Source organism: Rhodoferax antarcticus ANT.BR, from assembly GCF_001938565.1.
Classification (GTDB): Bacteria; Pseudomonadota; Gammaproteobacteria; order Burkholderiales; family Burkholderiaceae_C; genus Rhodoferax; species Rhodoferax antarcticus.
On record NZ_MSYM01000011.1, the window covers coordinates 295,328 to 317,525 of the forward strand.

At 57.1% G+C, this 22,198-nt stretch carries 26 protein-coding genes; 23 read left to right on the forward strand and 3 right to left on the reverse strand.

The annotated features are described in order from the left end of the window. Positions 1 to 158 precede the first annotated feature (158 nt). The 6 genes from BLL52_RS08385 (at position 159) to BLL52_RS08410 (ending at position 5,555) form a co-directional block, all read left to right on the forward strand. A complete protein-coding gene (locus BLL52_RS08385; protein WP_075586229.1) occupies positions 159 to 1,649 on the forward strand; it encodes a flagellin N-terminal helical domain-containing protein in 1,491 nt (496 codons plus the stop codon). A 207-nt stretch (positions 1,650 to 1,856) separates the two neighbouring features. Continuing rightward, positions 1,857 to 3,272 (forward strand): flagellar filament capping protein FliD, encoded by a 1,416-nt coding sequence (fliD, locus tag BLL52_RS08390; RefSeq protein ID WP_075586230.1) that lies wholly within the window; start codon positions 1,857 to 1,859, stop codon positions 3,270 to 3,272. Between the two features lie 65 nt (positions 3,273 to 3,337). Then, the gene (fliS, locus tag BLL52_RS08395; RefSeq protein ID WP_075586231.1) at positions 3,338 to 3,790 is read left to right on the forward strand and encodes a flagellar export chaperone FliS; all 453 of its coding nucleotides are present in this window, start codon (positions 3,338 to 3,340) and stop codon (positions 3,788 to 3,790) included. 3 nt (positions 3,791 to 3,793) lie between these two features. Continuing rightward, positions 3,794 to 4,093, forward strand: a complete 300-nt coding sequence (locus tag BLL52_RS08400; protein ID WP_075586232.1) for a flagellar protein FliT — start codon at positions 3,794 to 3,796, stop codon at positions 4,091 to 4,093. A gap of 497 nt (positions 4,094 to 4,590) precedes the next feature. Continuing rightward, positions 4,591 to 4,881 (forward strand): hypothetical protein, encoded by a 291-nt coding sequence (locus BLL52_RS08405; RefSeq protein ID WP_075586233.1) that lies wholly within the window; start codon positions 4,591 to 4,593, stop codon positions 4,879 to 4,881. Continuing rightward, positions 4,878 to 5,555, forward strand: coding sequence for a nucleotidyl transferase AbiEii/AbiGii toxin family protein (locus BLL52_RS08410; RefSeq protein WP_075586234.1), 678 nt, complete (start codon positions 4,878 to 4,880; stop codon positions 5,553 to 5,555). The genes BLL52_RS08405 and BLL52_RS08410 overlap by 4 nt, the downstream gene beginning before the upstream one ends. Here BLL52_RS08410 and fliE read toward each other — a convergent pair. Next, on the reverse strand, positions 5,552 to 5,869 hold the full coding sequence (gene fliE, locus BLL52_RS08415) for a flagellar hook-basal body complex protein FliE (RefSeq protein WP_075586235.1): 318 nt from the start codon (positions 5,867 to 5,869) through the stop codon (positions 5,552 to 5,554). The genes BLL52_RS08410 and fliE overlap by 4 nt on opposite strands. Positions 5,870 to 6,027: 158 nt before the next feature. On the opposite strand from fliE, the gene fliF reads away from it, so the two are divergent. The 13 genes from fliF (at position 6,028) to fliR (ending at position 16,793) form a co-directional block, all read left to right on the forward strand. Further along, positions 6,028 to 7,725, forward strand: a complete 1,698-nt coding sequence (gene fliF, locus BLL52_RS08420; RefSeq protein ID WP_075586236.1) for a flagellar basal-body MS-ring/collar protein FliF — start codon at positions 6,028 to 6,030, stop codon at positions 7,723 to 7,725. Positions 7,726 to 7,772: 47 nt separating this feature from the next. Further along, on the forward strand, positions 7,773 to 8,771 hold the full coding sequence (gene fliG / locus BLL52_RS08425) for a flagellar motor switch protein FliG (protein WP_075586237.1): 999 nt from the start codon (positions 7,773 to 7,775) through the stop codon (positions 8,769 to 8,771). A 2-nt stretch (positions 8,772 to 8,773) separates the two neighbouring features. Next, positions 8,774 to 9,469: a FliH/SctL family protein gene (locus BLL52_RS08430; protein ID WP_075586238.1), complete on the forward strand. Its 696-nt coding sequence runs from the start codon at positions 8,774 to 8,776 to the stop codon at positions 9,467 to 9,469. Beyond that, positions 9,456 to 10,871 (forward strand): flagellar protein export ATPase FliI, encoded by a 1,416-nt coding sequence (gene fliI, locus BLL52_RS08435; RefSeq protein WP_075586239.1) that lies wholly within the window; start codon positions 9,456 to 9,458, stop codon positions 10,869 to 10,871. Before BLL52_RS08430 ends, fliI begins: the two co-directional genes overlap by 14 nt. A gap of 4 nt (positions 10,872 to 10,875) precedes the next feature. Then, complete coding sequence (fliJ, locus tag BLL52_RS08440; RefSeq protein ID WP_075586240.1) at positions 10,876 to 11,340, forward strand: flagellar export protein FliJ; 465 nt, start codon at positions 10,876 to 10,878, stop codon at positions 11,338 to 11,340. After that, a complete protein-coding gene (locus tag BLL52_RS19945) occupies positions 11,337 to 12,491 on the forward strand; it encodes a flagellar hook-length control protein FliK (protein ID WP_083633855.1) in 1,155 nt (384 codons plus the stop codon). Before fliJ ends, BLL52_RS19945 begins: the two co-directional genes overlap by 4 nt. A gap of 110 nt (positions 12,492 to 12,601) precedes the next feature. Further along, the gene (locus BLL52_RS08450) at positions 12,602 to 13,186 is read left to right on the forward strand and encodes a flagellar basal body-associated FliL family protein (protein ID WP_241839083.1); all 585 of its coding nucleotides are present in this window, start codon (positions 12,602 to 12,604) and stop codon (positions 13,184 to 13,186) included. A gap of 15 nt (positions 13,187 to 13,201) precedes the next feature. Next, positions 13,202 to 14,206, forward strand: a complete 1,005-nt coding sequence (fliM, locus tag BLL52_RS08455; RefSeq protein ID WP_075586241.1) for a flagellar motor switch protein FliM — start codon at positions 13,202 to 13,204, stop codon at positions 14,204 to 14,206. Then, positions 14,196 to 14,624 carry a flagellar motor switch protein FliN gene (fliN, locus tag BLL52_RS08460; protein WP_075586242.1) on the forward strand — a complete coding sequence of 143 codons (429 nt, stop codon included), beginning with the start codon at positions 14,196 to 14,198 and terminating at the stop codon, positions 14,622 to 14,624. Before fliM ends, fliN begins: the two co-directional genes overlap by 11 nt. Positions 14,625 to 14,633: 9 nt before the next feature. Next, positions 14,634 to 14,951, forward strand: coding sequence for a FliO/MopB family protein (locus BLL52_RS08465; protein WP_075586243.1), 318 nt, complete (start codon positions 14,634 to 14,636; stop codon positions 14,949 to 14,951). Positions 14,952 to 14,959: 8 nt separating this feature from the next. Continuing rightward, complete coding sequence (gene fliP / locus BLL52_RS08470) at positions 14,960 to 15,733, forward strand: flagellar type III secretion system pore protein FliP (protein WP_083633856.1); 774 nt, start codon at positions 14,960 to 14,962, stop codon at positions 15,731 to 15,733. A gap of 9 nt (positions 15,734 to 15,742) precedes the next feature. Beyond that, a complete protein-coding gene (fliQ, locus tag BLL52_RS08475) occupies positions 15,743 to 16,012 on the forward strand; it encodes a flagellar biosynthesis protein FliQ (RefSeq protein ID WP_075586244.1) in 270 nt (89 codons plus the stop codon). Positions 16,013 to 16,025: 13 nt separating this feature from the next. Further along, entirely contained in the window at positions 16,026 to 16,793 is a 768-nt protein-coding gene (gene fliR, locus BLL52_RS08480) for a flagellar biosynthetic protein FliR (protein ID WP_075586245.1), read from the forward strand. 9 nt (positions 16,794 to 16,802) lie between these two features. Here the strand turns inward: fliR and BLL52_RS08485 are convergent, their stop codons facing one another. Then, complete coding sequence (locus BLL52_RS08485) at positions 16,803 to 17,432, reverse strand: response regulator (RefSeq protein WP_075586246.1); 630 nt, start codon at positions 17,430 to 17,432, stop codon at positions 16,803 to 16,805. Further along, entirely contained in the window at positions 17,429 to 18,556 is a 1,128-nt protein-coding gene (locus tag BLL52_RS08490) for a hybrid sensor histidine kinase/response regulator (RefSeq protein WP_083633859.1), read from the reverse strand. Before BLL52_RS08490 ends, BLL52_RS08485 begins: the two co-directional genes overlap by 4 nt. 121 nt (positions 18,557 to 18,677) lie before the next feature. Between BLL52_RS08490 and BLL52_RS08495 the strand changes: the two genes are divergently transcribed. Genes BLL52_RS08495 through BLL52_RS08510 form a run of 4 tightly spaced genes read left to right on the forward strand, consistent with a single transcriptional unit; the run spans position 18,678 to position 22,179 of the window. After that, complete coding sequence (locus BLL52_RS08495; RefSeq protein ID WP_075586248.1) at positions 18,678 to 19,070, forward strand: hypothetical protein; 393 nt, start codon at positions 18,678 to 18,680, stop codon at positions 19,068 to 19,070. A gap of 17 nt (positions 19,071 to 19,087) precedes the next feature. Continuing rightward, the gene (locus tag BLL52_RS08500; RefSeq protein ID WP_075586290.1) at positions 19,088 to 19,450 is read left to right on the forward strand and encodes a response regulator; all 363 of its coding nucleotides are present in this window, start codon (positions 19,088 to 19,090) and stop codon (positions 19,448 to 19,450) included. Positions 19,451 to 19,496: 46 nt separating this feature from the next. Then, positions 19,497 to 21,665 carry a chemotaxis protein CheW gene (locus BLL52_RS08505; RefSeq protein ID WP_075586249.1) on the forward strand — a complete coding sequence of 723 codons (2,169 nt, stop codon included), beginning with the start codon at positions 19,497 to 19,499 and terminating at the stop codon, positions 21,663 to 21,665. Between the two features lie 37 nt (positions 21,666 to 21,702). Next, positions 21,703 to 22,179: a chemotaxis protein CheW gene (locus tag BLL52_RS08510; RefSeq protein WP_139313343.1), complete on the forward strand. Its 477-nt coding sequence runs from the start codon at positions 21,703 to 21,705 to the stop codon at positions 22,177 to 22,179. The last annotated feature ends 19 nt before the right edge of the window (positions 22,180 to 22,198 follow it).

The following is a 22,198-nucleotide window of genomic DNA, read 5'->3' on the forward strand; positions in this document are numbered from 1 at the left end:
TTTTCTGCTGGATACCCGAAAACTATTCCAACGGACCAATTTGATGGCCCGTCGTTTACAGAAGGCCAACCGGCACTGCAAACACGAGGGTCCAGCATAGTGCTCCCCTTGGCTGGCGGTAACGCCATATTCAGTAAGTTCTTTTTAGGAGATTTGCAATGGCTTCCACCATCAACACCAACGTCGCGTCTCTCACCGCTCAACGCAATCTGGGCATGAGTCAGACTTCACTCAACACCTCTATTCAACGCCTGTCATCGGGCTTGCGCATTAACAGCGCCAAAGACGACGCGGCAGGATTGGCCATCTCAGAACGCTTCACTGGTCAAATTCGCGGTATGAACCAGGCGGTGCGCAACGCCGGCGATGGCATTTCTCTCGCGCAAACCGCTGAAGGCGCGCTCAAGGCTTCGGGCGACATCCTGCAACGGGTGCGTGAACTGGCGGTGCAGTCGGCCAACGCGTCAAACAGCGCGGGGGACCGCCAAGCACTGCAGGCAGAAGTTGGGCAACTGGTGGCAGAGCTGGACCGCATCTCGCAAACCACCGAGTTCAATGGCACCAAGCTGCTAGATGGTAGCTTTGGCACACAGCAGTTCCAGGTGGGCGCCAATGCCAACCAGACCATCGTTGCCGCAACAGGTAACCTGCGCACCAGTGTGTACGGAAATAACCAGGTGGTTGCGGCTGGTACTCTAGCGGCTAGCGGCACGGGAGCTGTGGGTGCCTTTGGCTCGAATGGCGTGTCAGCTGGCACGCTGGCGGTCAGTGGCTTTGTGGGCAAAAAGGACGTCAGTGTTGCCAGTCATGCAACAGCTCTAAATATTGCGGCCAGTGTCAATGCTGTCAAGGACGAAACCGGCGTGGTCGCCACAGCGCGGACTGCGTCGAGCCTTTCCTTTGCGGCTGCAGGCGCGTATTCGCTAGTACTGAAGTCCGACAACAGCACAGCCCAAACAATTTCGTTCACCCTTTCTGCAACCAATACTGCAGACGGGCTTTCTGCAGCTGTGAGTGCCATCAACGATCAGTCTTCAAAGACAGGGGTTAGCGCAGCCCTCGACGCTGGTAAAACTAAAATCCTTTTGACAAATGCGACAGGTAACGATATTCAAGTTTCTGACACGGCAGTCGCCAACGCGGGCAGCGTCACTGTGCAAAAATTGAATAACACCGGGGATAATGTTGGTTCTCCTGCTGTGACTCTGGCGGCTGACACCGTTGCCGAAAACGCCTTGGTGTCCGGTTATGTCACGTTTGACTCTGAGAAGTCTTTTGCGGTGGCTCAAACCACTACCAACGCTTTGGGGGCGGCGGCTACGGCGTCTACGCTAAAGAAAGTGTCTGAGCTTGATATCACTGATTTTGCCAAAGCAACGGAATCACTGAAGACGGTGGATTCAGCGCTGTCCTTTATCAACGGTGAACGCGCCAAGTTGGGCGCCTTGCAGTCACGCTTTGAAACCTCCATCAACAATCTGCAAGTGACGTCAGAGAACCTGTCTGCATCGCGTAGCCGTATTTTGGACGCAGACTTTGCCGCAGAAACAGCCAACTTGTCACGTGCCCAGATTCTTCAGCAGGCAGGTACCGCCATGGTGGCGCAGGCCAACCAGTTGCCGCAGGGTGTGTTGGCTCTGCTGCGTTAATTCGGTAAAAACGGTTAACGCGAACAAGGGCTCTTAGCCCTTGTCACAGTGCCCCAGGCGGCGACGGTTTTTCTGTCGCCGCCCTTTTGGTTTTTGGAGTTTGTGCTGCAGGAGTCAGAAATGGGTGTGATCTGCGGGGCTTGACGAGCCTTAACAGACCGCATATTCCCGGCAGAATGCTTGCAGCTTAGTTTTCAGGAGGTTTGTATGGCCACTATTTCATCGCCAGGCGTTGGTACCAACGGACTGGATGTCAAAAGTATCATCTCGCAATTGGTTACGTTAGAGAAGCGCCCACTTGACAACCTCAAGGTGCAGGCGGCAGTAGTCAACACCAAGATCTCAGCCTTTGGCCAAATTAAATCGCTGGTTTCGGCTTTGGCAGACGCGGCGGGCAGTTTGACCAGCTTGACGGGGTGGAACGGCGTGTCCACCACATCGTCTGATAGCAAGTTTGTCAGCGCTACGGCCATCGGCGGTACTCAGCCCACCAGTTTCAGTGTGGAGGTGCAGAGCTTGGCCAAGGCGCAGTCCACGGCCTCGGCACCTGTGTTGCCTGTGGGCGCTGCGGTAGGCGCTGGTACGCTGCGCTTAACGCAGGGCGCTTGGTCTGGCGCGGTGTTTACGGCCGGTGCAGGCCAACCGCTGGACATTGCCGTGTCTGCAGGCGACAGCGTTTCTGACATTGCCAGCAAGATCAACGGCGCCAATGCCAGCGTCACCGCTACGGTGCTGACCGATGCCTCTGGCGAGCGCCTGCTGTTGCGCAGCAAGGCCACAGGCGAGGCGTCTGGGTTTAACCTGACGGTCGATGAAGGCCCAACTGGTAACAACACCGACATGACAGGCCTTTCGCGCTTGACCACGATTAACGCCATGGTGACGCAGTCCGCAGCCGATGCCAAAGCTACGGTCAACGGTATTGCAGTCAGCTCTGCCACCAATACCTTTGACAAGACCATCTCCGGTGTCACCTTCAAGGCAGAGCAGGTGACCACAACGCCCATTGAAATCACGGTGTCCAAAGACACCTCGGCGGTGCAAGCCAAGGTGGATGATTTTGTGAAGGCGTACAACGCCATTAACCAGCTACTGCAAGACGCTACCAAGTACGACGCTGGCGCCAAATCGGCCGGCTTGCTGCAGGGGGATTCGACCGCTATTGGCTTGCAAAACTCGCTACGCTCGGCCATGCAGTCTGTGACGACCAGCGGTGGTGCCTTTCAGCGGCTGGCTGATATCGGTATCGCTCAGGAGCGCGGCGGTAATCTATCCGTCAACGCCACCAAGCTGAACAAGGCGCTCACTGAGAATCCGGATCAGGTCAGAGATCTGTTTCGCAATACGGGCGGCGGTGCGGTGGATGGCATTGCCGTGAAGGTGAAGGCGCTGACGACCAATTTGTTGTCGAACGATGGGTTTTTTAAGTCCAAGGATGACACCTTGCAGATGTCTCTTAAACGCATCAGCAAAGACCAGCTGCGTGTGAATGAGCGGGTGAATGCTTTCGAACAACGCATTACCCGCCAGTACAACGCGCTCGACACACAGCTGAGTAACTTGAACGGCCTGAACGCGTACATCGCGCAACAGGTGACGACTTGGAACAAGTCAAACGGATGATTTGGCGCTTCAGTTTCTTCGGGGTTGGCCGATAAATTAAGTACCAACCCAGAAGGATCGACAGCATGTTTAGCGCTTACAACCCCCGTGCATCGAATGCATACCAGCGTATCAATGTTGAAACGAGCATGCACACCATGGACCAGCACCAGCTTGTCAGCCTGTTGCTGCAGGGCGCCATCAGCGCTATTGCCACGGCACGCGGTGCGCTGGTCCGTGGTGATGTGTTGCTCAAGTGCAATTCGGTCACCAAGGCGATCCGCATCATTGATGAAGGCTTGACTACCGCGCTGGACCGCGAAGATGGCGGTGAGCTAGCAGTGAATCTTGGCAACTTGTATGACTACTGCATTCGCCGTTTGATTACGGCCAACGCTCGCAATGATGACGACATGATGCTGGAAGTGCAGCGCCTGATCGAGCCCATTGCCGTGAGCTGGAACGCCATCAAAAATGGCGGTGCAGCCCTAAGGCCAGAGCCCGCTTTTGCAGGCCAGCGCGTACTGATGGAGGCCTAAGCCATGTCACAACAACTCATCGACTACTACAAAGCCATCGAAAACAGCAGCGCCAAAATGCTTGACGCCGCCAAAACCGAGGATTGGGAGCAGGTGGTGCGCTTTGAGGGTGCTTGCGCGGTGCTGATCGAGCAGCTGCGCGAGCGTGCTGCAAGCGAGCAACTGCACCCCGAGCAGCGCGCCGAGAAGACCCGCATCATGCAGCGCATCTTGAACAACGACGCGCAAGTCCGCTACCTCGCGGAGCCCTGGCTCATGCATTGCGAGCAAACCCAGCAGGGGCAGGCACAGTATCTGCACTGATGGCGGTTTGCCTGCGCAGTGGGGATTATATGAAAAATAGTGCTCTAGCCCTTGTGCAGTATGCGCTAGCAGCTATTAAAAAAATAGTATATCTAAGCATCTGTTGATGCCATTGGCGTTAGGGTTAATGCACTCAGTGCGCAGATTCAAGGCAGTGCAAAAACGGCAGAATCGTGAAGTGGTTAGGCTCAATGCGTCGCAACGCAAACGCATCGCGAGCAAATGAAAACTTCCACCTTTCCATCTCTGCGAGTCAAGGCTGAATTGCCCTGCGCGATACCCGACACGCTTTTGTGCCGTTGTTGCTGGTAGCCGCAAGACGCTGCGTAGCAAAAGCTCAGACGGTTTTGTAGATCGCGAATCAAATAGTGCTCTAGCCCTTTTGCAATAAGGGCGAGTTGCTATCTTATTTTCAGCGACGCAGTTTGCCGCACAATGGGGTTGCGCGGCATACTGGTTCGCTTTGTAACTGCTTCCTAGACCTAACAACACCTGAAATGAATACGGCTGAACTCATCACCGCCCACCTCAATGCGCCCTACGGCGCAGTGATAACGGTGGATGATTTGGCGCAGTCCCTGCGCACAGGCCAGCGCAAGGCCCGCACGGCAGCTGGCAATGCGGTTCTGGCGTATTTGTTCACCGAACTCGAGCCAAGGTTGATCGTGACTTGTGCCCAAGAGGTGGGTGCCAACGTCAGTAGTGCCCATTCTTTGTACCTTGATACCTTGGCTCACGCGGCGCACCCCAGCCCGGCGTGGGAGCGGGCGGTAGCCGATTGGTTATGACAACGCATCAAGACATTGAGAATCACCGGGCTTCGGGGTCGTGGCGGGTGCTTGAGCGGATGGCGAGCGAGATGGTGGATGACGCCGCTGCCGCAGCGAAGACTGAGTTTTGCCCTCTTTTGGGTGGAGGGACAAGGCTAATGCTCAGTTTGGGGCACCGTATCAGCGACGGCATCGATCTTTTTGTTCGGGACCCGCAATGGTTGGGCTACCTGACCCCGCGGCTCAATGACCGCTTTGAAGACCAAATCGACGCATACGATGAAGGTGCGACGTCGCTGAAAATCAAATTGCCGCAGGGTGAGATTGACTTCATTGTGAGTATGTCTTTGCTCGGCTTACCTAGTGAGCAGTCATCAGAATGCCTGTTTGACTTGGAACCGGTTGCCGAGGTTTTGGCAAAGAAGCTGTTCTACCGAGGTTGGGCGCTGACACCGAGGGACTTGTTTGATTGGTGGTCCATAGAGGCCCATTTGGCGGCCGATGAGGTGTTGATGCCACAAATCGCCAAGCTGATCCAGGGGCGTGTAAGCAATATTGTCCAGGCGCTCACTCAAATGCGGGCTTCCGGTGTTGCTGCGGTGGTTTGGCAGCAGATTCGCGCGCCGGACATTCCCAAGTTCTCTGAAACTATTGATTGGGCCGAAAACCGATTGAACGAGTTGCGCACCTAAACCTGCATATTCATGATGTCGGTATAAGCCTGCACCATGCGGTTGCGCACATGCAGCGTGGCTTGGAAGCCGATTTGGGCTTTCTGCATGGCCACCATGGTTTCTTCCAGGCTGACCTTGGGGTTTTCCAACTGAACTTCGCGCTGCAGGCGGGTGGAGGTCTTTTGTGCGGCGCTGACAGAGCCCAGCGCACTTTTCAGCGCACCGGAAAAACCGTCTGATTCGGCGCCAGTGACTTGACCCGTAGCCCGCCCGCCGGTCAAGTTGGGCCGAAGGCCGACCGGCATGGTGTTGGGAGTGAGTCTGAGGTCCATGGCGTGAATACTAGCAACGCCACTGACCAAACATAAATTTGAAGTGAGGGGTAAAAACCGCTCTTATCGAACTCATGTTTTTGGGGGCGTGTCAAATAATCATCCGCATCCGAGTTGCGATACACCCTGTATTGAGCACCCATTAACGGAAGAACCCCATGCCTGCCGCCATTGCACTGCCAGCCATCTCTGTGAACCCCAGCATCAGCCAGCGCTTGGCTGCGCTGGATCAGGGCCAAAAATTGCGTTTGGCCGTGGGCATTGTGCTGTTTGTGGTGATTGGCGTTGTCGGGCTGGTGATGGGGCGCCAGGCCGAGTGGCGTGTGCTGTATGCCAATTTGGCTGAAAAAGACGGTGGCGCCATCGTGGCGCAGCTGACCACCATGAACGTGCCTTATAAATATGCCGATGGCGGCGGTGCCATTTTGGTGCCTGCCGACAAGGTGTATGACACCCGCTTGAAGCTGGCATCTCAAGGCTTGCCCAAGGGTACGGTCACAGGTTATGAGTTGATGGACACAGCCAGCCGCTTTGGCATGACCCAGTTCCAAGAGCGTTTGACCTTTCAGCGCGGGCTCGAAGGCGAGCTGACGCGCTCTATCCAAGCGTTGGCGTCAGTGGCCAGTGCCCGGGTACATTTGGCGCTGCCGAATCAAAATGGGTTTTTCCGCGAGCAGCAAAAGCCCTCCGCCTCAGTGGTGGTGGGCATGAACGCTGGGCGCTCGCTGGACCGTGGGCAGCTCGCCGGCATCATCCACCTGGTGTCCTCCAGCGTGCCAGAGATGGACCCAAAATCGGTCAGCGTGCTGGATGACACTGGTAAATTGCTCTCCACCCCGCCAGAGGGCGATATGGGCATGGGCGGTGATGCCCAGCAGTTGCAGCATGTTCAGCAGTTGGAGCAGTTGTACACCAAGCGTATTCTGGACATTTTGGAGCCGGTGGTTGGGCGCCAAAACGTACGTGCCCAGGTGACCGCCGAGCTGGATTTCTCGCAAACCGAGTCCACCTCTGAGCTGTTCACGCCGAATCAGACACCCGATGCCACTGCCATCCGCAGCCAGCAGTTGATGGAAAGCACCACCGCTAACTCTGGCCTGGCCACCGGTGTGCCGGGCGCAGTGACCAACCAGCCGCCAGGGCCAACGGAGGCGCCTATCAACGGCGCAGCGCAAACACCCGTAGCAGCCAATGGCGTTAACGCCACAGTCGGCGGGGTTGGTCGCAAAGAGTCGATCATCAATTACGAGGTTGACAAAACTGTGCGCGTGGTGCGGGGTAGCACCGGCATGGTCAAGCGCATTAGCGCCGCGGTGGTGCTCAATCACCAAACCAACACCGACGCCAAGGGCAAAACCACCACCGTGCCGCTGACCGACGAGCAGCTGGCCAAAATGACCACCCTGGTGCGCGAAACCATTGGTTTCAGCCAGGAGCGGGGCGACTCGGTGAACGTGGTTAACGCGCCCTTCACCACGGAAAAAGTCACGCCAGTGGATGTGCCGGTGTGGCAACAACCCGAAATGCTGGACTTGGCCCGCAGCATTGCCTGGCCAGTGGGGACGCTTCTCTTTGGTGCTTTGGTGCTGCTGGGGGCTATTCGCCCTGCGCTTAAAGTTATGGCGCAGCCGGTGCCAGCGCGCGCCGGGTATGCCACAGCGGGTGGTGCTCTGGATGCAATTGAATCAGACGAGCTGGCCCGGCCCTTGCTGGCGGGTCCGTCGGTCAGTAGCCTGTCCATGGAGCCTAGCCCGAGCGACCTGGCGCTGGAAGAGGCCCGAAAATTAACCCGTGACAACCCTGCTGCAGTCGCTAACATTGTCAAAACCTGGATCAGCGGCGAGGCGTCGGCCTGATGGTGAAGCCCGCCCAACGCAAGGCACTGAACGGGGGAACGTAAAACATGTCGCAAACTGACGGTCTGGAAGATGCAGCCATCCTGATGATGTCTCTGGGTGAAGCCGAGGCCTCAGAGGTGTTCAAGCACCTGTCGCCCAAAGAGGTGCAAAAGCTGGGCGAGGCCATTGCCAAAACCAAAACCATCACCCGTGAGCGTGTCATCGAGGTGGTGGACAAGTTCACTGGCATTGCCGCTGCGCAAAGCTTGCTGGTATCCAACTCAGGCGACTATGTGCGTTCTGTGCTTAGGCGTGCGCTGGGTGACGACAAAGCCGCGCTGCTGATTGACCGCATCTTGCAGGGTGGCGACGTCTCAGGTATCGAAAGCCTGAAGTGGATGGAGCCCGCCAGCGTGGCAGAGTTGCTGCGCAATGAGCACCCGCAGATCATCGCGGCCATTCTGGTGCATCTGGACTTTGACCAGGCGGCTGACATTCTGAAATTTTTCAATGAGCGCCAGCGCAATGAGGTGATGCTGCGCGTGGCCACCATGGAGGGTATCCAGCCCTCGGCGCTGAAAGACCTGAATGAAGTGTTGTTCAAGGTGCTGGCGGGTGGCGACAAGATGCGCAAGTCATCCTTGGGCGGCGTCAAGACAGCGGCAGAGATGATTAATCTGATGGGCACCGCGATTGAAGGCACGGTGATTGAGTCCATTCGCAACCATGACGCAGACCTGGCGCAGAAGATCATGGACAAGATGTTTGTCTTTGACGACGTGATCAAACTCGACGACAAGTCTATCCAGACGGTGCTGAAAGAAGTGTCAAGCGACGTGCTGATCGTCGCGCTCAAAGGGGCGCAACCCGAGCTCAAGGAGAAGTTTCTCTCCAATATGTCGACGCGGGCGGCCGAGTCGCTGCGCGAAGACCTGGAGTCACGCGGGCCGATGCGCCTGTCCGAAGTGGAGGCGCAGCAAAAAGAAATTCTCAAGACCGTGCGGCGTCTGGCCGACGAAGGCGTCATCGTCATTGGCGGTGGTGCAGATGATGCGATGGTCTAGCCATGCGGAATTACGCGCGTTTTATCCCTGGTGAAGAAATTGATGCGGTTGAGCAGTGGCAGTTTGGCTCAATTAATACGGCTGCCCAATTGCTGGCTGCCCGGGTCAAGGCGCGTGAGGTAGAAGAATCGACTGTTCAGACCGAGTCGCAGATGCAGCAGGTGTATCAAGACGGTTATGCGGCCGGCCTGGAGCAGGGCAAGCTGCAGGCGCAGGCTGAAGCGCAACGCCAGATACAAGCATTCACAGACAACCAGGCGCAAGAAGCTGCCGCCAGATTCGCTGAATTTTTTGCGGCGGCGCAGCGCGGGTTGGATGCCGCTGAACAAGCGATGGCGCAGGGCGTGCTGTCACTGTCTTGCGAACTGGCACGCCAAGTTTTGCGCCATGAGCTGATCGTCAACCCGCAAGTGGTCATGCCGGTGCTGAGCGAGGCCATTGGTCTGCTGGGCACCGAGTTCAAAACCGCGGTGGTCAAGCTGAACCCCCAAGACCTGGCGGTGCTGGGCGAGCAAATCCAGGCAGACTTTGCCGGTATGGGTCTGAGCCTGCGTGCTGACGCGGATGTGCTGCCGGGTGGCTGCCTGGTCGAGTCTGCGGGCTGTGTGATTGATGGAACGCTACAAAAAAGATGGCAAAGAGCCATCGCTACGCTTGGGCTAAGCAGTGTTTGGGAGGTAGCTGATGAACCAGCTTGACGCCACCCTCAAGTGGTCCAATTTTTTGACCGATGCACAGAAAAGGGTGGAAACTGGCACCCAACTGGAGATGCGCGGTACGCTGACGCGCTTGGCCGGTTTGGTGCTTGAAGCGGTAGGCATTCGGGTGCCGGTGGGTTCGCAGTGCTGGATTCGCTCCAAATCGCAGCCACCGGTGTTGACTGAGGTGGTGGGGTTTTCCGGCGACCGCGCCTTTTTGATGCCTGCGGGCGATGTGCATGGCCTGTCCAGTGGCGCCAGTGTGGAGCCCGCGCCCGCCTATGTGGTGGTGCCCCGTCTCGGTGAGCGCCGCCAGACCGATCGGGTGCGTACCCTGGGCGTGCTGCTTCTGCCGCTGGGCGAGGGGTTGCTGGGCCGGGTGGTCGACGCGCATGGCGCGCCGATGGATTACAAAGGGCCGTTGCAAAACGTGAGCTCTGTCCCGCTGGACCGAAAACCCATCAACGCCATGGACCGCGCCCCGGTGCGCGAAACCCTGGACACCGGCATCCGCGCCATTAACGCCTTGCTTACCGTGGGGCGGGGTCAACGGCTCGGCCTGTTTGCCGGATCAGGCGTGGGTAAAAGTGTGTTGATGGGCATGATGGCGCGCTATACCCAGGCGGATGTGATTGTGGTCGGGTTGATTGGTGAGCGCGGTCGCGAGGTCAAGGAATTCATTGAAGACATTCTGGGCGATGAGGGTCGCGCCCGCTCGGTGGTGGTAGCCGCGCCAGCGGATGCGCCGCCGCTGTTGCGCATGCAAGGTGCCGCTTACGCCACCGCTGTGGCGGAGAGCTTTCGTGACAAAGGCAAGCATGTGCTGCTGCTGATGGATTCGCTCACCCGCTACGCCATGGCGCAACGCGAGATTGCGCTGGCCATTGGCGAGCCGCCCGCCACCAAAGGCTATCCGCCGTCGTGCTTTGCCAAGATGCCGCAATTGGTGGAGCGCAGTGGCAACGGGCTGCACGGTATTGGGTCGATCACCGCTTTTTATACCGTGCTGTCGGAGGGGGACGATCAGCAGGACCCGATTGCCGACGCAGCGCGCGCTATTTTGGATGGTCACATCGTGCTGTCACGTTCTCTGGCTGAGGCTGGGCACTTTCCGGCCATTGACATTGAGCAGTCTGCCTCGCGGGTGATGCACAACGTGGCGTCGCGTGAGCATTTTGAGCTGGCGCGCAATTTCAAGGCCACTTACTCGCGCTATGAAAAAGCGCGAGATCTGGTGCAGATCGGTGCCTACGCGAGCGGCTCAGACCCGGCCCTGGACGAAGCCATTGCCCTGCATGAGCCGATGATTCAATTTCTGCAGCAGGACATGTTTGAGGCCGCGCCCATGGCTGCGAGTCTGGATGGTATGCGTGACGCCCTGACCCCGGTGAGCAGAAAGTAGCACTATGACTCACCGAAGCGGCTTGTTACTTGCCATCGATCTAGCCACTGCCCGGCGCGATGAGGCGCAGACGCAGCTGCAGAGAAACCAGCACGCAGAAGCCTTTGCGCAAGACCAGATGCATCAATTGCAGCAATACGCCCAGGAAACCGAACAACGCTGGATGCAGGGTGCACAGGTCAGCGCATCGCCCGAGATGCTGCGCCATCATTACCAATTCATGTCGCGGTTGAACCAGGCGGTTCAACTGCAAGACGGCGTGCTAGCCAGTAACCGGCAGCGCGTGGACGCGGCGCGCCAAGTGCTGCTCAGCGCCGAATTTCGGCTGATGAGTTTCAAACAGGTCGTGGCCACCCGGCAGGGCAGCATTAACCAAGCACGCCAGCGCCAGGAACAAAAGCAGATGGACGAATTTGCCAGCCAGCAATCACAGCGCCAACAGCGCCTTCAAGCGGAGAATGAAACATGACGATCGAAACAACCCGTGCCCCGGAGGGTGCCAAGAACGCGTCTACGGGGGCCAACCGCGCCACTGCATCGGCTCGCGTGGGTGCTGCAGGTGCGCCAGGGGACGCCGCTGCCGGTGGAGGGTTTGCTGGTTTGATGAGTTTGTTGTCAGCATCGGATGCCCCGGCTGAGGCTGGAGATGGCATTCTGGGCGGAGCTGATGCGGCTCTGGTGGCGTCTGATATGCCAGAAGATAAAGAGAAAAATGTGCCTCTAGTCCTTGATTTACAAGCGCTGATAGCTCCTAATTTAATACCTGATGCGCTGCCAGCAGCGCCTGCGGATACAGCAGTGCGCCCAGGCTCAGCCAGCGCACTTTTGGCCACGCAGCTCGCGTCCAAGTCACGTGCTGCTTCCGAGACCAAGCTTGATCTTGGCGATGCTGGCTCAAAGCCTGCCGCTGGAAACACCGATGTGGCAACCTTGCTGGGCCATCGCCGGGCGTCACAGTCACACGCCGCTGTTCAGGCGCAAGCGGAACTTCGCCAGGCCAGCTTGCAGCCGGGCCATCAACCCGCTTTGGCGGCACTGGATGCCAGTCGCGCAACGCCGATCCTGCTAAACGCTGCTGTGTTGCCGGGCTCGGCAGACCCTCGGGCGAACAGGCCAGCCACCGGGCAACCACGCTCCGGTCTGGAAGGTGCTCTGGGCGGCACCGTAGGCGGTCGGCTGGGCATCAGCCCCACGTATGAAGTGGCCGCAGCGTCTGCCGTGGTGGCAGAGGGTGCGGTGGCAGAAACCGTGAGTTATTGGGCGACCAATGGCGTGCAAAGCGCCGAGCTGACGCTGGACGGCTTGGGTGATGAGCCGGTGGAAGTAAGGATCTCGGTGGACGGTGACGAAGCGCAGATTGACTTCAGAAGCAATATGCCCGAAGTGCGTCAGGTGCTGGAGAGTGCGTCTGCGCAGCTCAAGGCCATGCTGTCGAGCGAGGGTTTGCAATTGACCGGTATGTCAGTTGGCACCTCTGGCCGGGGCGGCGCCCAGGACAATGGTCGCCAACCCAGGCCAGGCGCGCGCCAGACCACGCTGGTGTCTGTGGAGCCCGCGCGGGCCAGCAGCACGCGGGTGGCCAACGCCGCCGTTGGGCAAGCGCTTGACCTGTACGTCTGACGTTAGACTCACTAGCAGGACAGATGTGCTGTCGTTGGGCCGCTTATCTGTGGATCACGACAACCACCGTGTCAAATAATGCCCTTGTCTAACGTATCCAAGGAACCATCGTGGCCACCAAACCTGAAGTAGCCGAGGCAGTAGTCGCCAAGCCCGCTAAAAGCAAGAAGATGTTGATCATCATCATTGCTGCGGTAGTTGTGCTTGCACTGGGCGGCGGCGGTGCGTTTTTGTACATCAGCAAACAACGCGCGGCAGCCGCAGCGGCTTTTGAAGACGAAGGGGGCGGCGAGTCTGTTGCGAATGCCGCGGGCTCTCACGACGATAAAAAGACATTGCCGGCGTACCTGCCGATGGACAACATGGTGGTGAATCTGGCCGACGAAGGCGGCGATCGAGTGGCGCAGGTAGGCATCACGCTGCAATTGCGGGACGCCAAGGCGTCAGAGATCGTCAAGGCGTATATGCCAATCATTCGCAGCAGTGTGCTGATGCTGTTGTCGCAGCGCACAGCGGTCGAGCTGCTGTCTGCCGAAGGCAAGCAAAAGCTGATCGAGGATATTTTGCTGGAAGCGTCCCGGCCTTTTGGCGGCGGTAGCGAAGCGGAGCCAGAGCCGGGTAAAAAGGTGCGCAAAAAGGCCAAGGTGGAGTACCCGGTGGTGGGTGTGTTGTTTTCCAGCTTGATCGTTCAGTAAAGTGTTGGCCTAGCCATGAGTGAATCTTTCCTATCGCAAGAAGAAGTTGACGCACTGCTGGAAGGCGTTACCGGCGAGAGTCAGAAGCTCGCCGAGGAGGTTGCCGAAAGCGGCGAGGTTCGCGCCTATAACATTTCCAGCCAAGAGCGCATCGTGCGTGGGCGCATGCCCACCATGGAAATTGTCAATGAGCGATTTGCCCGCAACCTGCGCGTCGGGCTGTTCAACTTTGTCCGCCGCAGCCCGGAGATTTCAGTAGGCCCGGTGACGGTGCAGCGCTACAGCGCCTTCTTGCGTGAACTGGCGGTGCCTACCAATTTCAATATCGTGGCGATACGCCCGCTGCGCGGTAGCGGCATGATTGTGTGTGAGCCGGCGCTGGTGTTTGGCGTGATCGAGTCGCTTTATGGCGGCATTGGCAAGTTTCAAACCCGCATTGAAGGGCGTGATTTTTCTGCCACCGAGCAGCGGGTGATCAACCGGCTGGTGGATGTGATCACCGACGAATACAAGAAAGCCTGGGTTGGCATCTACCCGCTGGAGCTGGATTACCAGCGCTCGGAGATGCAACCGCAGTTTGCCAACATTGCCACGCCGAGCGAAATCGTGGTGTCGACCTCGTTTCAACTCGAAATTGGTGAAATCGCTGGCGCTATTCACTTTTGCATGCCCTATGCCACGCTGGAGCCGATCCGCGATGTGTTGTACTCGTCAACGCAAGGTGACTCGATGGAGGTGGACAGGCGATGGGTGAACGTGCTGACGCAGGAAATTCAGGCTGCTGAAGTGGTGCTGGTCGCTGAGCTGGCACACGCTGACGCCACGGTGGAGCAGTTGCTGGCGATGAAACCGGGTGATTTCATTGAACTCGATCGCCAGCCGCGCATTCAGGCCAAGGTGGATGGCGTACCGCTTTTTGAGTGTCAATACGGTACTCACAATGCAAAATATGCTCTCAAAATTGACAGATGTTTGAGGAGCAATGACCTCAACTGGAAAGGTGAACGACATGTCAACTGACGACAAACCCGCTGAAGACGACGGCCTGGCCGACTGGGCCGAGGCCCTGCTGGAGCAAAAGGCCGCAGACGCCACGCCCGAACCTGGCGGAGTTCTGTCAGAAGATCACTCGCGCTCGTTTTCATCCTCTGGCAGCAACAACGATATTCCTATCAATGACATCAACCGCGTGCTGGATATTCCGGTGCTGCTGTCGGTGGAATTGGGCCGCACCAAGGTGCCGATCAAGCACATTCTGCAACTCGGTCAGGGTTCGGTGGTGGAGCTGGACGCACTGGCGGGTGAGCCCATGGATGTACTGGTGAACGGCTACCTGATCGCGCAGGGCGAGGTGGTGGTGGTGAACGACAAGTTTGGTATCCGCCTGACCGATGTGGTGACGCCTTCAGAGCGCCTGCGCCGGGTTAGCAAAGGCTAGGAGGCAGCCATGGTATCCGCGTGGTTGCCCCTCGTTTTTGCCCTGGGCATTCTGGCGGCTCTTCCGTTTGGGCTGAAATGGTTGCAGCGCCGCATGGGTGGGGGTGTCACCGGCAATGGTGCGGCCTCCAAAGTGGTGTCCGCTGTGGCGGTGGGGCCGCATCAGCGGGTGGTGACCGTTGAAGTGGGGCCAACGGAGGCGCGGGTCTGGCTGACGCTGGGTGTTACCGCGCAGAACATTACCTGTCTGCACACCATGGCTGCGGTGCCAGGTCAGTTGGATGTAGCCCGTATACAAGACGTGCCGGTGACGCCGTTGGAGAAGTAGGCTTCTCGATGAAAGTATTTAAAAATCATAGCATTCAGCGCAGTTTTTATAAGGGCTTGACGGCAATTTTGTTGTTAACCTTGCATGCAGTGACGCTGGCACAAAACAACGCACAACTGCCGCTGCTGGTGGGGACCGGTGGCTCGGGTACGAGTTTTTCGGTGCCGATCCAGACACTGTTGTTTTTCACCGCGCTGTCTTTTCTGCCCGCCATTTTGCTGATGATGACGAGTTTTACCCGCATCGTGATTGTGCTCTCCTTGCTGCGTCAGGCGCTGGGGACGCAGTCAGCGCCGCCCAATCAGGTGGTGGTGGGTTTGGCACTGTTTCTCACGCTGTTTGTCATGGGGCCGACGCTGGACAAGGTTTATGCCGACGCCTATCTGCCTTACAACAACAACACGCTGACTTTTGAGCAGGCTTTGCCCAAGGCAGAGGCACCGATGCGCGAATTCATGAGCAAACAGACGCGGCAGTCGGACTTGGCGCTGTTTGTCAAACTGGCCAAACTCGATGTTAAAACCGATGCCACGACCGCACCCATGCGGGTGCTGATTCCGGCGTTTGTCATCAGCGAGTTGAAGTCAGCGTTTCAGATCGGCTTCATGATCTTCATTCCTTTTTTGGTGATTGATATTGTGGTGGCCAGCGTATTGATGTCTTTGGGCATGATGATGTTGTCACCAGTGCTAGTGGCGCTGCCTTTCAAGCTGATGATCTTTGTGCTGGCTGATGGTTGGAACCTGCTGATCGGCTCCCTGGCCGCCAGTTTTGTTACCTGAGGGCAGACAATGAACGCGCAAATGGTGCTAACCATGGGGCAGGATGCCCTGATCATGATGCTGATGGTGTCAGCACCCGTGTTGGGGGTGATCTTGGTGGTGGGTTTGTTGATCAGCCTGTTTCAGGCGGTGACCCAGATCAACGAGGCAACCCTGGCGTTTGTTCCTAAATTAATAGCGGCTATGGCAGTGTTCGCGCTGGCTGGGCCCTGGATGTTGACGACCTTGGTGGATTACATCCGGCGTACCTTCGAGTCCATTCCGTCGGCGGTGATGTAGTCAGGCACTGGCCGTGATCACTTTTTCAGAAGCGCAGTTGACAGCCTGGCTGTCGCCGCTGATCTGGCCGTTTTTGCGCACCTTGGCGGTGTTTACCTCGGCGCCGGTGCTGTCTTCCAAAGCGTTTCCGGTGCGTGCCCGCATTGGGCTGGCTTTTTTTGTGGCCTTGGCGGCGCAACCTACCTTGGGTCAGCAGCCGGTGATCAGCATCACTGACAGCGCCGCCTTGGGCGCTGTTTTTCAACAGGTGGTGGTCGGGTTGGCCATTGGTTTTGCCATTCGGGTGGTGTTTGCCGCAGTGGAGTTGGCCGGTGAAGTGGTCGGCTTTCAAATGGGCTTGAGCTTTGCCACGTTTTTTGACCCGTCGATAGGGGGGCAAGCCAGCGCAGTCGGTCGGTTTTTCAGTCAAATGACCTTGTTTATGTTCGTTGCGATGAACGGTCATCTGCTGGTGCTGATGGCGGTGATCAAGAGTTTTCAGAATTTTCCGGTCGATCAGAACTTTCTAGAAGCCCTGAAACAGATGAAGGTGCTGGATTTGGGGGTGGATCTGTTTGCCAGCGGTTTGTGGATCGCGCTGCCCATGGTTGGCATGCTGTTGTTTGCCAATCTGGCACTGGGAATCGTGTCCCGAGTGGCGCCGCAGATGAACATCTACGCCATCGGCTTTCCGGTCACCTTGTCGGTGGGGCTGATTGGTATGGCGGCCACTTTGCCGATGATTGATGCGCCGGTGATGGCCTTGATGCAGCGTGCCATCGACGTTTTTGCCATCAAATAACTGGCGCGGTCAGACCAGGTCGTTGCGGATGGCGTAAACCGTCAATTCGGCGTTGTTAGTCAGCCTGAGCTTCTCCAGCACCCGCGCCCGGTAAACGCTGACCGTTTTAGGGCTCAGCATGAGTTCTTCCGCAATGTCCGACAAGCGCTTGCCCGAGGCGATTTTCAGCAGGGTTTGCAACTCGCGCTCTGACAAGCTGGCGTGCAGGCTGGTGTTTTCCGGGGCGTTAAGGTTGTCCACCAGCATTTGGGCGACGCTGGGCGTGACGTATTTGCGCCCCTGGGCCACGGTGCGCACAGCAGTGACCAAGTCTGCCGGGTCGCCAGCTTTGTTGAGGTAGCCCTGCGCGCCGGCTTTTAGGCAGCGAATGGCGTATTGGTCTTCCGGGAACATGGACACCATCAGGACCCTGATGGGTGAGTCAACCTCTCTCAAGCTGGCCAGTACTTCCAGGCCACTGCGCCCAGGCAGGTTGATGTCAAGCACCAGCACGTCACACGGGTGGGTTCGCAAGGCGTCGCGGACTTCGGAATAAGAGCCGGTTTCAGCAACGACCTGAATGTCAACCGCTTCAGCCAGGGTGTCTTTGATGCCGCGCCGGGTCATAGCATGGTCATCACACAAAATGACGCGAATCATGGTGCCACCGTTCTTGTGTCGTCAGGAGGTTGAGAAACTTGGCCGTTGAGGGGAATGGACAGGGTGATGGAGGTGCCCTTGCCCTTGTGGCTGCTGACATCCAACCAGCCCCCCACGGTTTTGGCGCGCTCTTTGAGCCCGTTCAAGCCGAAGCCGCTCCCTTGCGGGGCCGTAGTTTCGGTCATACCTTGGCCATTGTCGGCAATTTCCAGCGTTAAAAAGTGTTCATCACCGACAAGATCGATTTTGACCTGTGTGCACTGGGCGTGTTTGCTGGCGTTGGTCAGGGCTTCTTGCGCGGTCCTGTAAGCGGCCAACTGGATCGCTTTGGGAAGTTGCTCAGTTTGCAACTGAGCCTTGATTTGGGTCGCGATGCCTGTTCGGCGTGAAAAACTGTCGCCGAGCCATTGCATAGCTGCCGCCAGACCTTGGTCAAGGATGGCCGGGCGAAGGCTCATCATGATGCGCTGGCTGGCTTGCACCGCATGCTGCAGCATCTCGGTGGCGGCATCAACATGCGTCAGCATCGTGGTGTCCAGGGTGTGTCGGCTGATCCAGGCCAAGTCGAAGCGTATGGCTGCCAGCGAGCCACCGATGTCATCGTGGATCTCCCGGGCAATCGCAGCGCGCTCCTGCTCAATGGTGAGTTGGAGCTGCTCGGCAAAGCTGGCCAGCTGCCGCTGGGATTGCAGCAGTTCAGCGTCGGCGTGTTCCCTGGCCAGCACGATGCGGTGCGTCTCAATAGCGCGCTGCGTCACATGACGCAGCTTGGCCAGATCTTCCTTGGGCAGGTAATCGCTCATGCCCGCCTGGATCGCCTGGACAGCGGCCGTCTCGCCGATGGCGCCAGAGAGCAAGACGAAAGGCAGGCGAATGGACAGACGCTGCATCACCTGCCAGGCGTCCAACGCCGTGAATCCCGGTAGGCGGTAGTCGGCCAGCACCACATCGAAGCGTGTCGCTGTCAAAGCCTGTTCAAAGGCAGGCAGATTTTCAACGCACAAGATCTCCAGCGGTTCCCCAGATTTTTGGAACTCGCGCTTGACCAATAGGTGGTCTTGTGGGGAGTCTTCAAGATGAAGTACTCGCAATGTAGGGTGCTGTTGTTGGTCTTCGTCGAGCATGATTGGCGCTATGATCATCCGTAGGTTTGATTTTGCTTGTTTTAAGGTGCCTTGAGCGGAGATTTCATTGCAGACGTCGCTTCAACCAACATTTTCAACCCCGACTGTGGCTTTGCCAGTGATGCTGGTGGCTGAGGTTCAGGATTCATTGTTGGTGGTTGTGCATGATTTGAAGCGGCTTGACGGCTTGCTGGCATACACGATGGACAGGTTGATGCAGCGGTTTGCCTCAGCGAGTGCTGATTTGTCAGACCCGGCTTTGGCAACCCTGCGTGAGTTGGAAAGCGTTCGCGCTACTTTGAATGCTGCGGTGACCGAACTTCAGTTTCAGGACATGGCCTCTCAGCTCATTGTGCACACCTCTAAGATTCTGCAAGGCTGTGCTTATCGTCTGGCCTCGGACGCGATGGGGTCCGAGGACGGTGAAGCTGTTCCGTTTGTGGACGATGTGCCAGATCGACCCAACCCGGTGACGCAAGACGAGATGCAGGCGGGATCAATTGAGTTATTTTGATATTGTTGGAGTTGCCCATGCCTGTCATTCTCACCGTTGATGATTCGCCATCCATGCGCAAGATGGTGTCATTTACCTTGATTGGCGCTGGGTACAAGGTCATTGAGGCGGTTGACGGCTTAGATGCCTTTGAGAAAGCACAGGATCAACCCATTGATCTGGTACTGACTGACCAGAACATGCCCCGCATGGACGGGCTAGGCCTGACGCGAAAGCTGCGCGAGCATCCGCACTTCAAAACAGTTCCGATTTTGATGCTGACCACGGAGTCCAGCGATCTCATGAAGCAGGCTGGCCGGGCCGCTGGTGCGACCGGCTGGTTGGTCAAGCCGTTTGACCCAAGCAGGCTCATTGAGGTCATCAAAAAAGTCATTAAGTAGCGGCGTTTTTGCGCCGATTCACAATATTCGATTTCTGGAGACGGCTATGGCTGAAGTGCATCATGAGAGCGGTGGGTCAAGTGCAGACTTTGACCTGAGCCAGTTTTATCAGATCTTCTTTGAAGAGGCAGGTGAAAATCTGGACTTGATGGAGCAGATGCTGCTGAGTTTGAATCTGGAAACAGCAGATGATGAAGAACTCAATGGTATTTTTCGCTGCGCGCATTCGGTCAAAGGCGGTGCAGCAACCTTTGGTTTTTCTGATGTGGCGGAGCTGACTCATCAAATGGAGTCGTTGCTGGACAAACTGCGGCGCCATGAACTCAAGCCAAATGCGGCGATGGTCGATGTGTTGCTTGAATCTGCTGACTCATCCCGGGCCCTTCTGGCCTGCCATCAGTCAGGAAATGTCGGCCAAGGTCCGGCGACCGGAAACCTGGTCAGCCGGATTCGAGCCTTGGTGGCTGGTGAAATTCCGCCGCCTTTGGCGAGCAAGGCTCCCGAGCCAGCCAAACCCGTATTTGTCGAGTCACCGCCCTCTGCCACTGCACCAACAGGCGTCGCCGAGAGTGCTGGTGGAGGTATGCGTCAACTTGAAATTAGCTTCATCAATCTCGATCAACCGGCCCAGGCAGACGCTGTTGTGGAGTTGTTTCGCGATATCCCCGGACTGGGCGAGATCAAACCCCACACGTCTGGCGAAGTCGCAGCTGACGCCCGTGTTTTTGAGGTTCAGACCACTTCCAGCAACGAGGACCTGCTTGATTTATTTGCTTTCCATGTGTCCAGAGAGCATGTGGTTATACGCGATATGGTCTCACCAGAACTCTTAGGTGATCCGCGGGGTCCTGCCGGCGAGCAGTCTTTGCCCGCTCAGGACGCTGCAACGGCATCGCCAGGCTTTGGTTTCTTCGATGGCGCGCCAGGCGCACCGCCAGCGCATGACCGGACGTCAGAATCTGCGCTGCTAGCAACTCAGCCGATGGATTCGGGTGTTGCCAAGTCCTCGCCAAGCGCCGCCAAGGTGCCAGTTGTCGGCAATATGCAGCCTGAGGCGGCGACTATTCGCGTTGCGATCAGCAAGGTGGATCAACTCATCAACTTGGTGGGAGAGTTGGTCATCACGCAGGCCATGTTGGCGCAAAATAGCCGGGCATTGGATCCGGCTGTATACCAGCAGTTGCTGACGGGTTTGACCGATTTGGATCGCAATACACGTGACTTGCAAGAGTCGGTGATGTCCATTCGGATGATTCCAATGTCAATCGTGTTCAGTCGTTTCCCCCGGATGTTGCGAGATTTGGCAGGAAAGCTTGGAAAGAAAGTGGATTTTGTGACTCAAGGCGAGGCCACTGAATTGGACAAGGGGTTGGTTGAAAAAATTACCGATCCGCTAACGCATCTGGTGAGAAACAGTTGTGACCACGGCATTGAGAGCCCGCATGAACGAATTCGGGCTGGCAAACCAGAGACTGGCACGATCACACTCTCAGCGGCTCATCAGGGGGGCTCGATCGTCATTGAGGTCCGTGATGACGGCAAAGGCATGTCACGGCAGAAAATTCTGACCAAGGCCCGGGAACGTGGGCTGGATGTGTCAGATCAGATGTCAGACGCCGAGGTTTGGCAGCTGATCTTTGCGCCGGGTTTCTCCACGGCAGAGGTGGTGACGGATGTGTCGGGTCGCGGTGTCGGGATGGACGTGGTCAAGCGAAACATTGCTTCTTTGAATGGCACGGTTGAGATTGAGTCGTCGGAAGGCTATGGCATGAAGGTGTCGGTGCGCCTTCCTTTGACGCTGGCCATCATGGATGGCATGTCGGTGGGCGTTGGCAATGAGGTGTACATATTGCCGCTGTCTTCCGTGGTGGAGTCTTTTCAGGTCAGGTCTGATGCGGTGAGTACGGTTGGGCAGGGGGCCCAGTTGGTCAAGGTGCGTGACGAATATATGCCGGTGATCGAATTGGAGAAGGTCTTCCAAGTTCCGAGGTACGACTCTGATAAGACCAGCGACATCATGGTGGTGATTGAAGCGGACGGCAGCAGGGTGGTTTTGTTGGTGGATGAGTTGCTCGGGCAGCAACAGGTGGTTGTCAAGAATCTCGAGTCAAACTACCGGAAGGTTCCCAACGTCTCCGGTGCGACGATTCTTGGAGATGGCAAGGTAGCGCTCATTTTGGACACCGGTGCTTTGGTTCGCCGTTCACGACATTAACTTTTCAGTAGCCCAAGTCATGAAGGATTCAAGCGGTATGGATAAAACAAATGAGGAGTCAAATGCCAAGGTTTGCGAGTATTTGACCTTTCGCCTCGATCAAGAGGAATACGGCATCGATATCTTGAAGGTTCAGGAAATTCGCGGCTACGAACCGCCTACCCGCATAGCCAACGCTCCACCCTTTATCAAGGGCGTTGTGAACCTGCGTGGCACCATTGTTCCTATTGTGGATATGCGCCTGAAATTCAATTGTGCCAACGCGAATTACGACGCCTTTACGGTTGTCATCATTCTGAATCTACACCAGCGCATCGTGGGTATCGTGGTGGACTCGGTCAGCGATGTGATGGGCTTGGTGCCCGAACAGATGCGTGCTGCGCCAGACATTGAGAGCATCATCAACTCAGATGCCATCATCGGGCTGGGCTCGCTCTCGGATCGGATGCTGATTCTTCTTGATATCGAAAAATTGATGTCTGACGCAGATATGGGTTTGGTCGCTGACGTGTAATCACTGAAAACATACCCCT

Coding starts and splice junctions, on each gene's coding strand:
- fliP (WP_083633856.1), top strand. CDS start 14,960: ATGAAAGTATTTAAAAATCATAGCATTCAGCGCAGTTTTTATAAGGGC.
- fliF (WP_075586236.1), top strand. CDS start 6,028: ATGCCTGCCGCCATTGCACTGCCAGCCATCTCTGTGAACCCCAGCATC.
- fliD (WP_075586230.1), top strand. CDS start 1,857: ATGGCCACTATTTCATCGCCAGGCGTTGGTACCAACGGACTGGATGTC.
- BLL52_RS08485 (WP_075586246.1), bottom strand. CDS start 17,432: ATGATTCGCGTCATTTTGTGTGATGACCATGCTATGACCCGGCGCGGC.
- BLL52_RS19945 (WP_083633855.1), top strand. CDS start 11,337: ATGACGATCGAAACAACCCGTGCCCCGGAGGGTGCCAAGAACGCGTCT.
- BLL52_RS08400 (WP_075586232.1), top strand. CDS start 3,794: ATGTCACAACAACTCATCGACTACTACAAAGCCATCGAAAACAGCAGC.
- BLL52_RS08385 (WP_075586229.1), top strand. CDS start 159: ATGGCTTCCACCATCAACACCAACGTCGCGTCTCTCACCGCTCAACGC.
- BLL52_RS08465 (WP_075586243.1), top strand. CDS start 14,634: ATGGTATCCGCGTGGTTGCCCCTCGTTTTTGCCCTGGGCATTCTGGCG.
- fliS (WP_075586231.1), top strand. CDS start 3,338: ATGTTTAGCGCTTACAACCCCCGTGCATCGAATGCATACCAGCGTATC.
- BLL52_RS08495 (WP_075586248.1), top strand. CDS start 18,678: ATGCTGGTGGCTGAGGTTCAGGATTCATTGTTGGTGGTTGTGCATGAT.
- fliG (WP_075586237.1), top strand. CDS start 7,773: ATGTCGCAAACTGACGGTCTGGAAGATGCAGCCATCCTGATGATGTCT.
- fliM (WP_075586241.1), top strand. CDS start 13,202: ATGAGTGAATCTTTCCTATCGCAAGAAGAAGTTGACGCACTGCTGGAA.
- BLL52_RS08405 (WP_075586233.1), top strand. CDS start 4,591: ATGAATACGGCTGAACTCATCACCGCCCACCTCAATGCGCCCTACGGC.
- fliE (WP_075586235.1), bottom strand. CDS start 5,869: ATGGACCTCAGACTCACTCCCAACACCATGCCGGTCGGCCTTCGGCCC.
- fliI (WP_075586239.1), top strand. CDS start 9,456: ATGAACCAGCTTGACGCCACCCTCAAGTGGTCCAATTTTTTGACCGAT.
- BLL52_RS08510 (WP_139313343.1), top strand. CDS start 21,703: ATGGATAAAACAAATGAGGAGTCAAATGCCAAGGTTTGCGAGTATTTG.
- BLL52_RS08505 (WP_075586249.1), top strand. CDS start 19,497: ATGGCTGAAGTGCATCATGAGAGCGGTGGGTCAAGTGCAGACTTTGAC.
- fliJ (WP_075586240.1), top strand. CDS start 10,876: ATGACTCACCGAAGCGGCTTGTTACTTGCCATCGATCTAGCCACTGCC.
- fliN (WP_075586242.1), top strand. CDS start 14,196: ATGTCAACTGACGACAAACCCGCTGAAGACGACGGCCTGGCCGACTGG.
- BLL52_RS08410 (WP_075586234.1), top strand. CDS start 4,878: ATGACAACGCATCAAGACATTGAGAATCACCGGGCTTCGGGGTCGTGG.
- BLL52_RS08500 (WP_075586290.1), top strand. CDS start 19,088: ATGCCTGTCATTCTCACCGTTGATGATTCGCCATCCATGCGCAAGATG.
- BLL52_RS08430 (WP_075586238.1), top strand. CDS start 8,774: ATGCGGAATTACGCGCGTTTTATCCCTGGTGAAGAAATTGATGCGGTT.
- BLL52_RS08490 (WP_083633859.1), bottom strand. CDS start 18,556: ATGCTCGACGAAGACCAACAACAGCACCCTACATTGCGAGTACTTCAT.
- fliQ (WP_075586244.1), top strand. CDS start 15,743: ATGAACGCGCAAATGGTGCTAACCATGGGGCAGGATGCCCTGATCATG.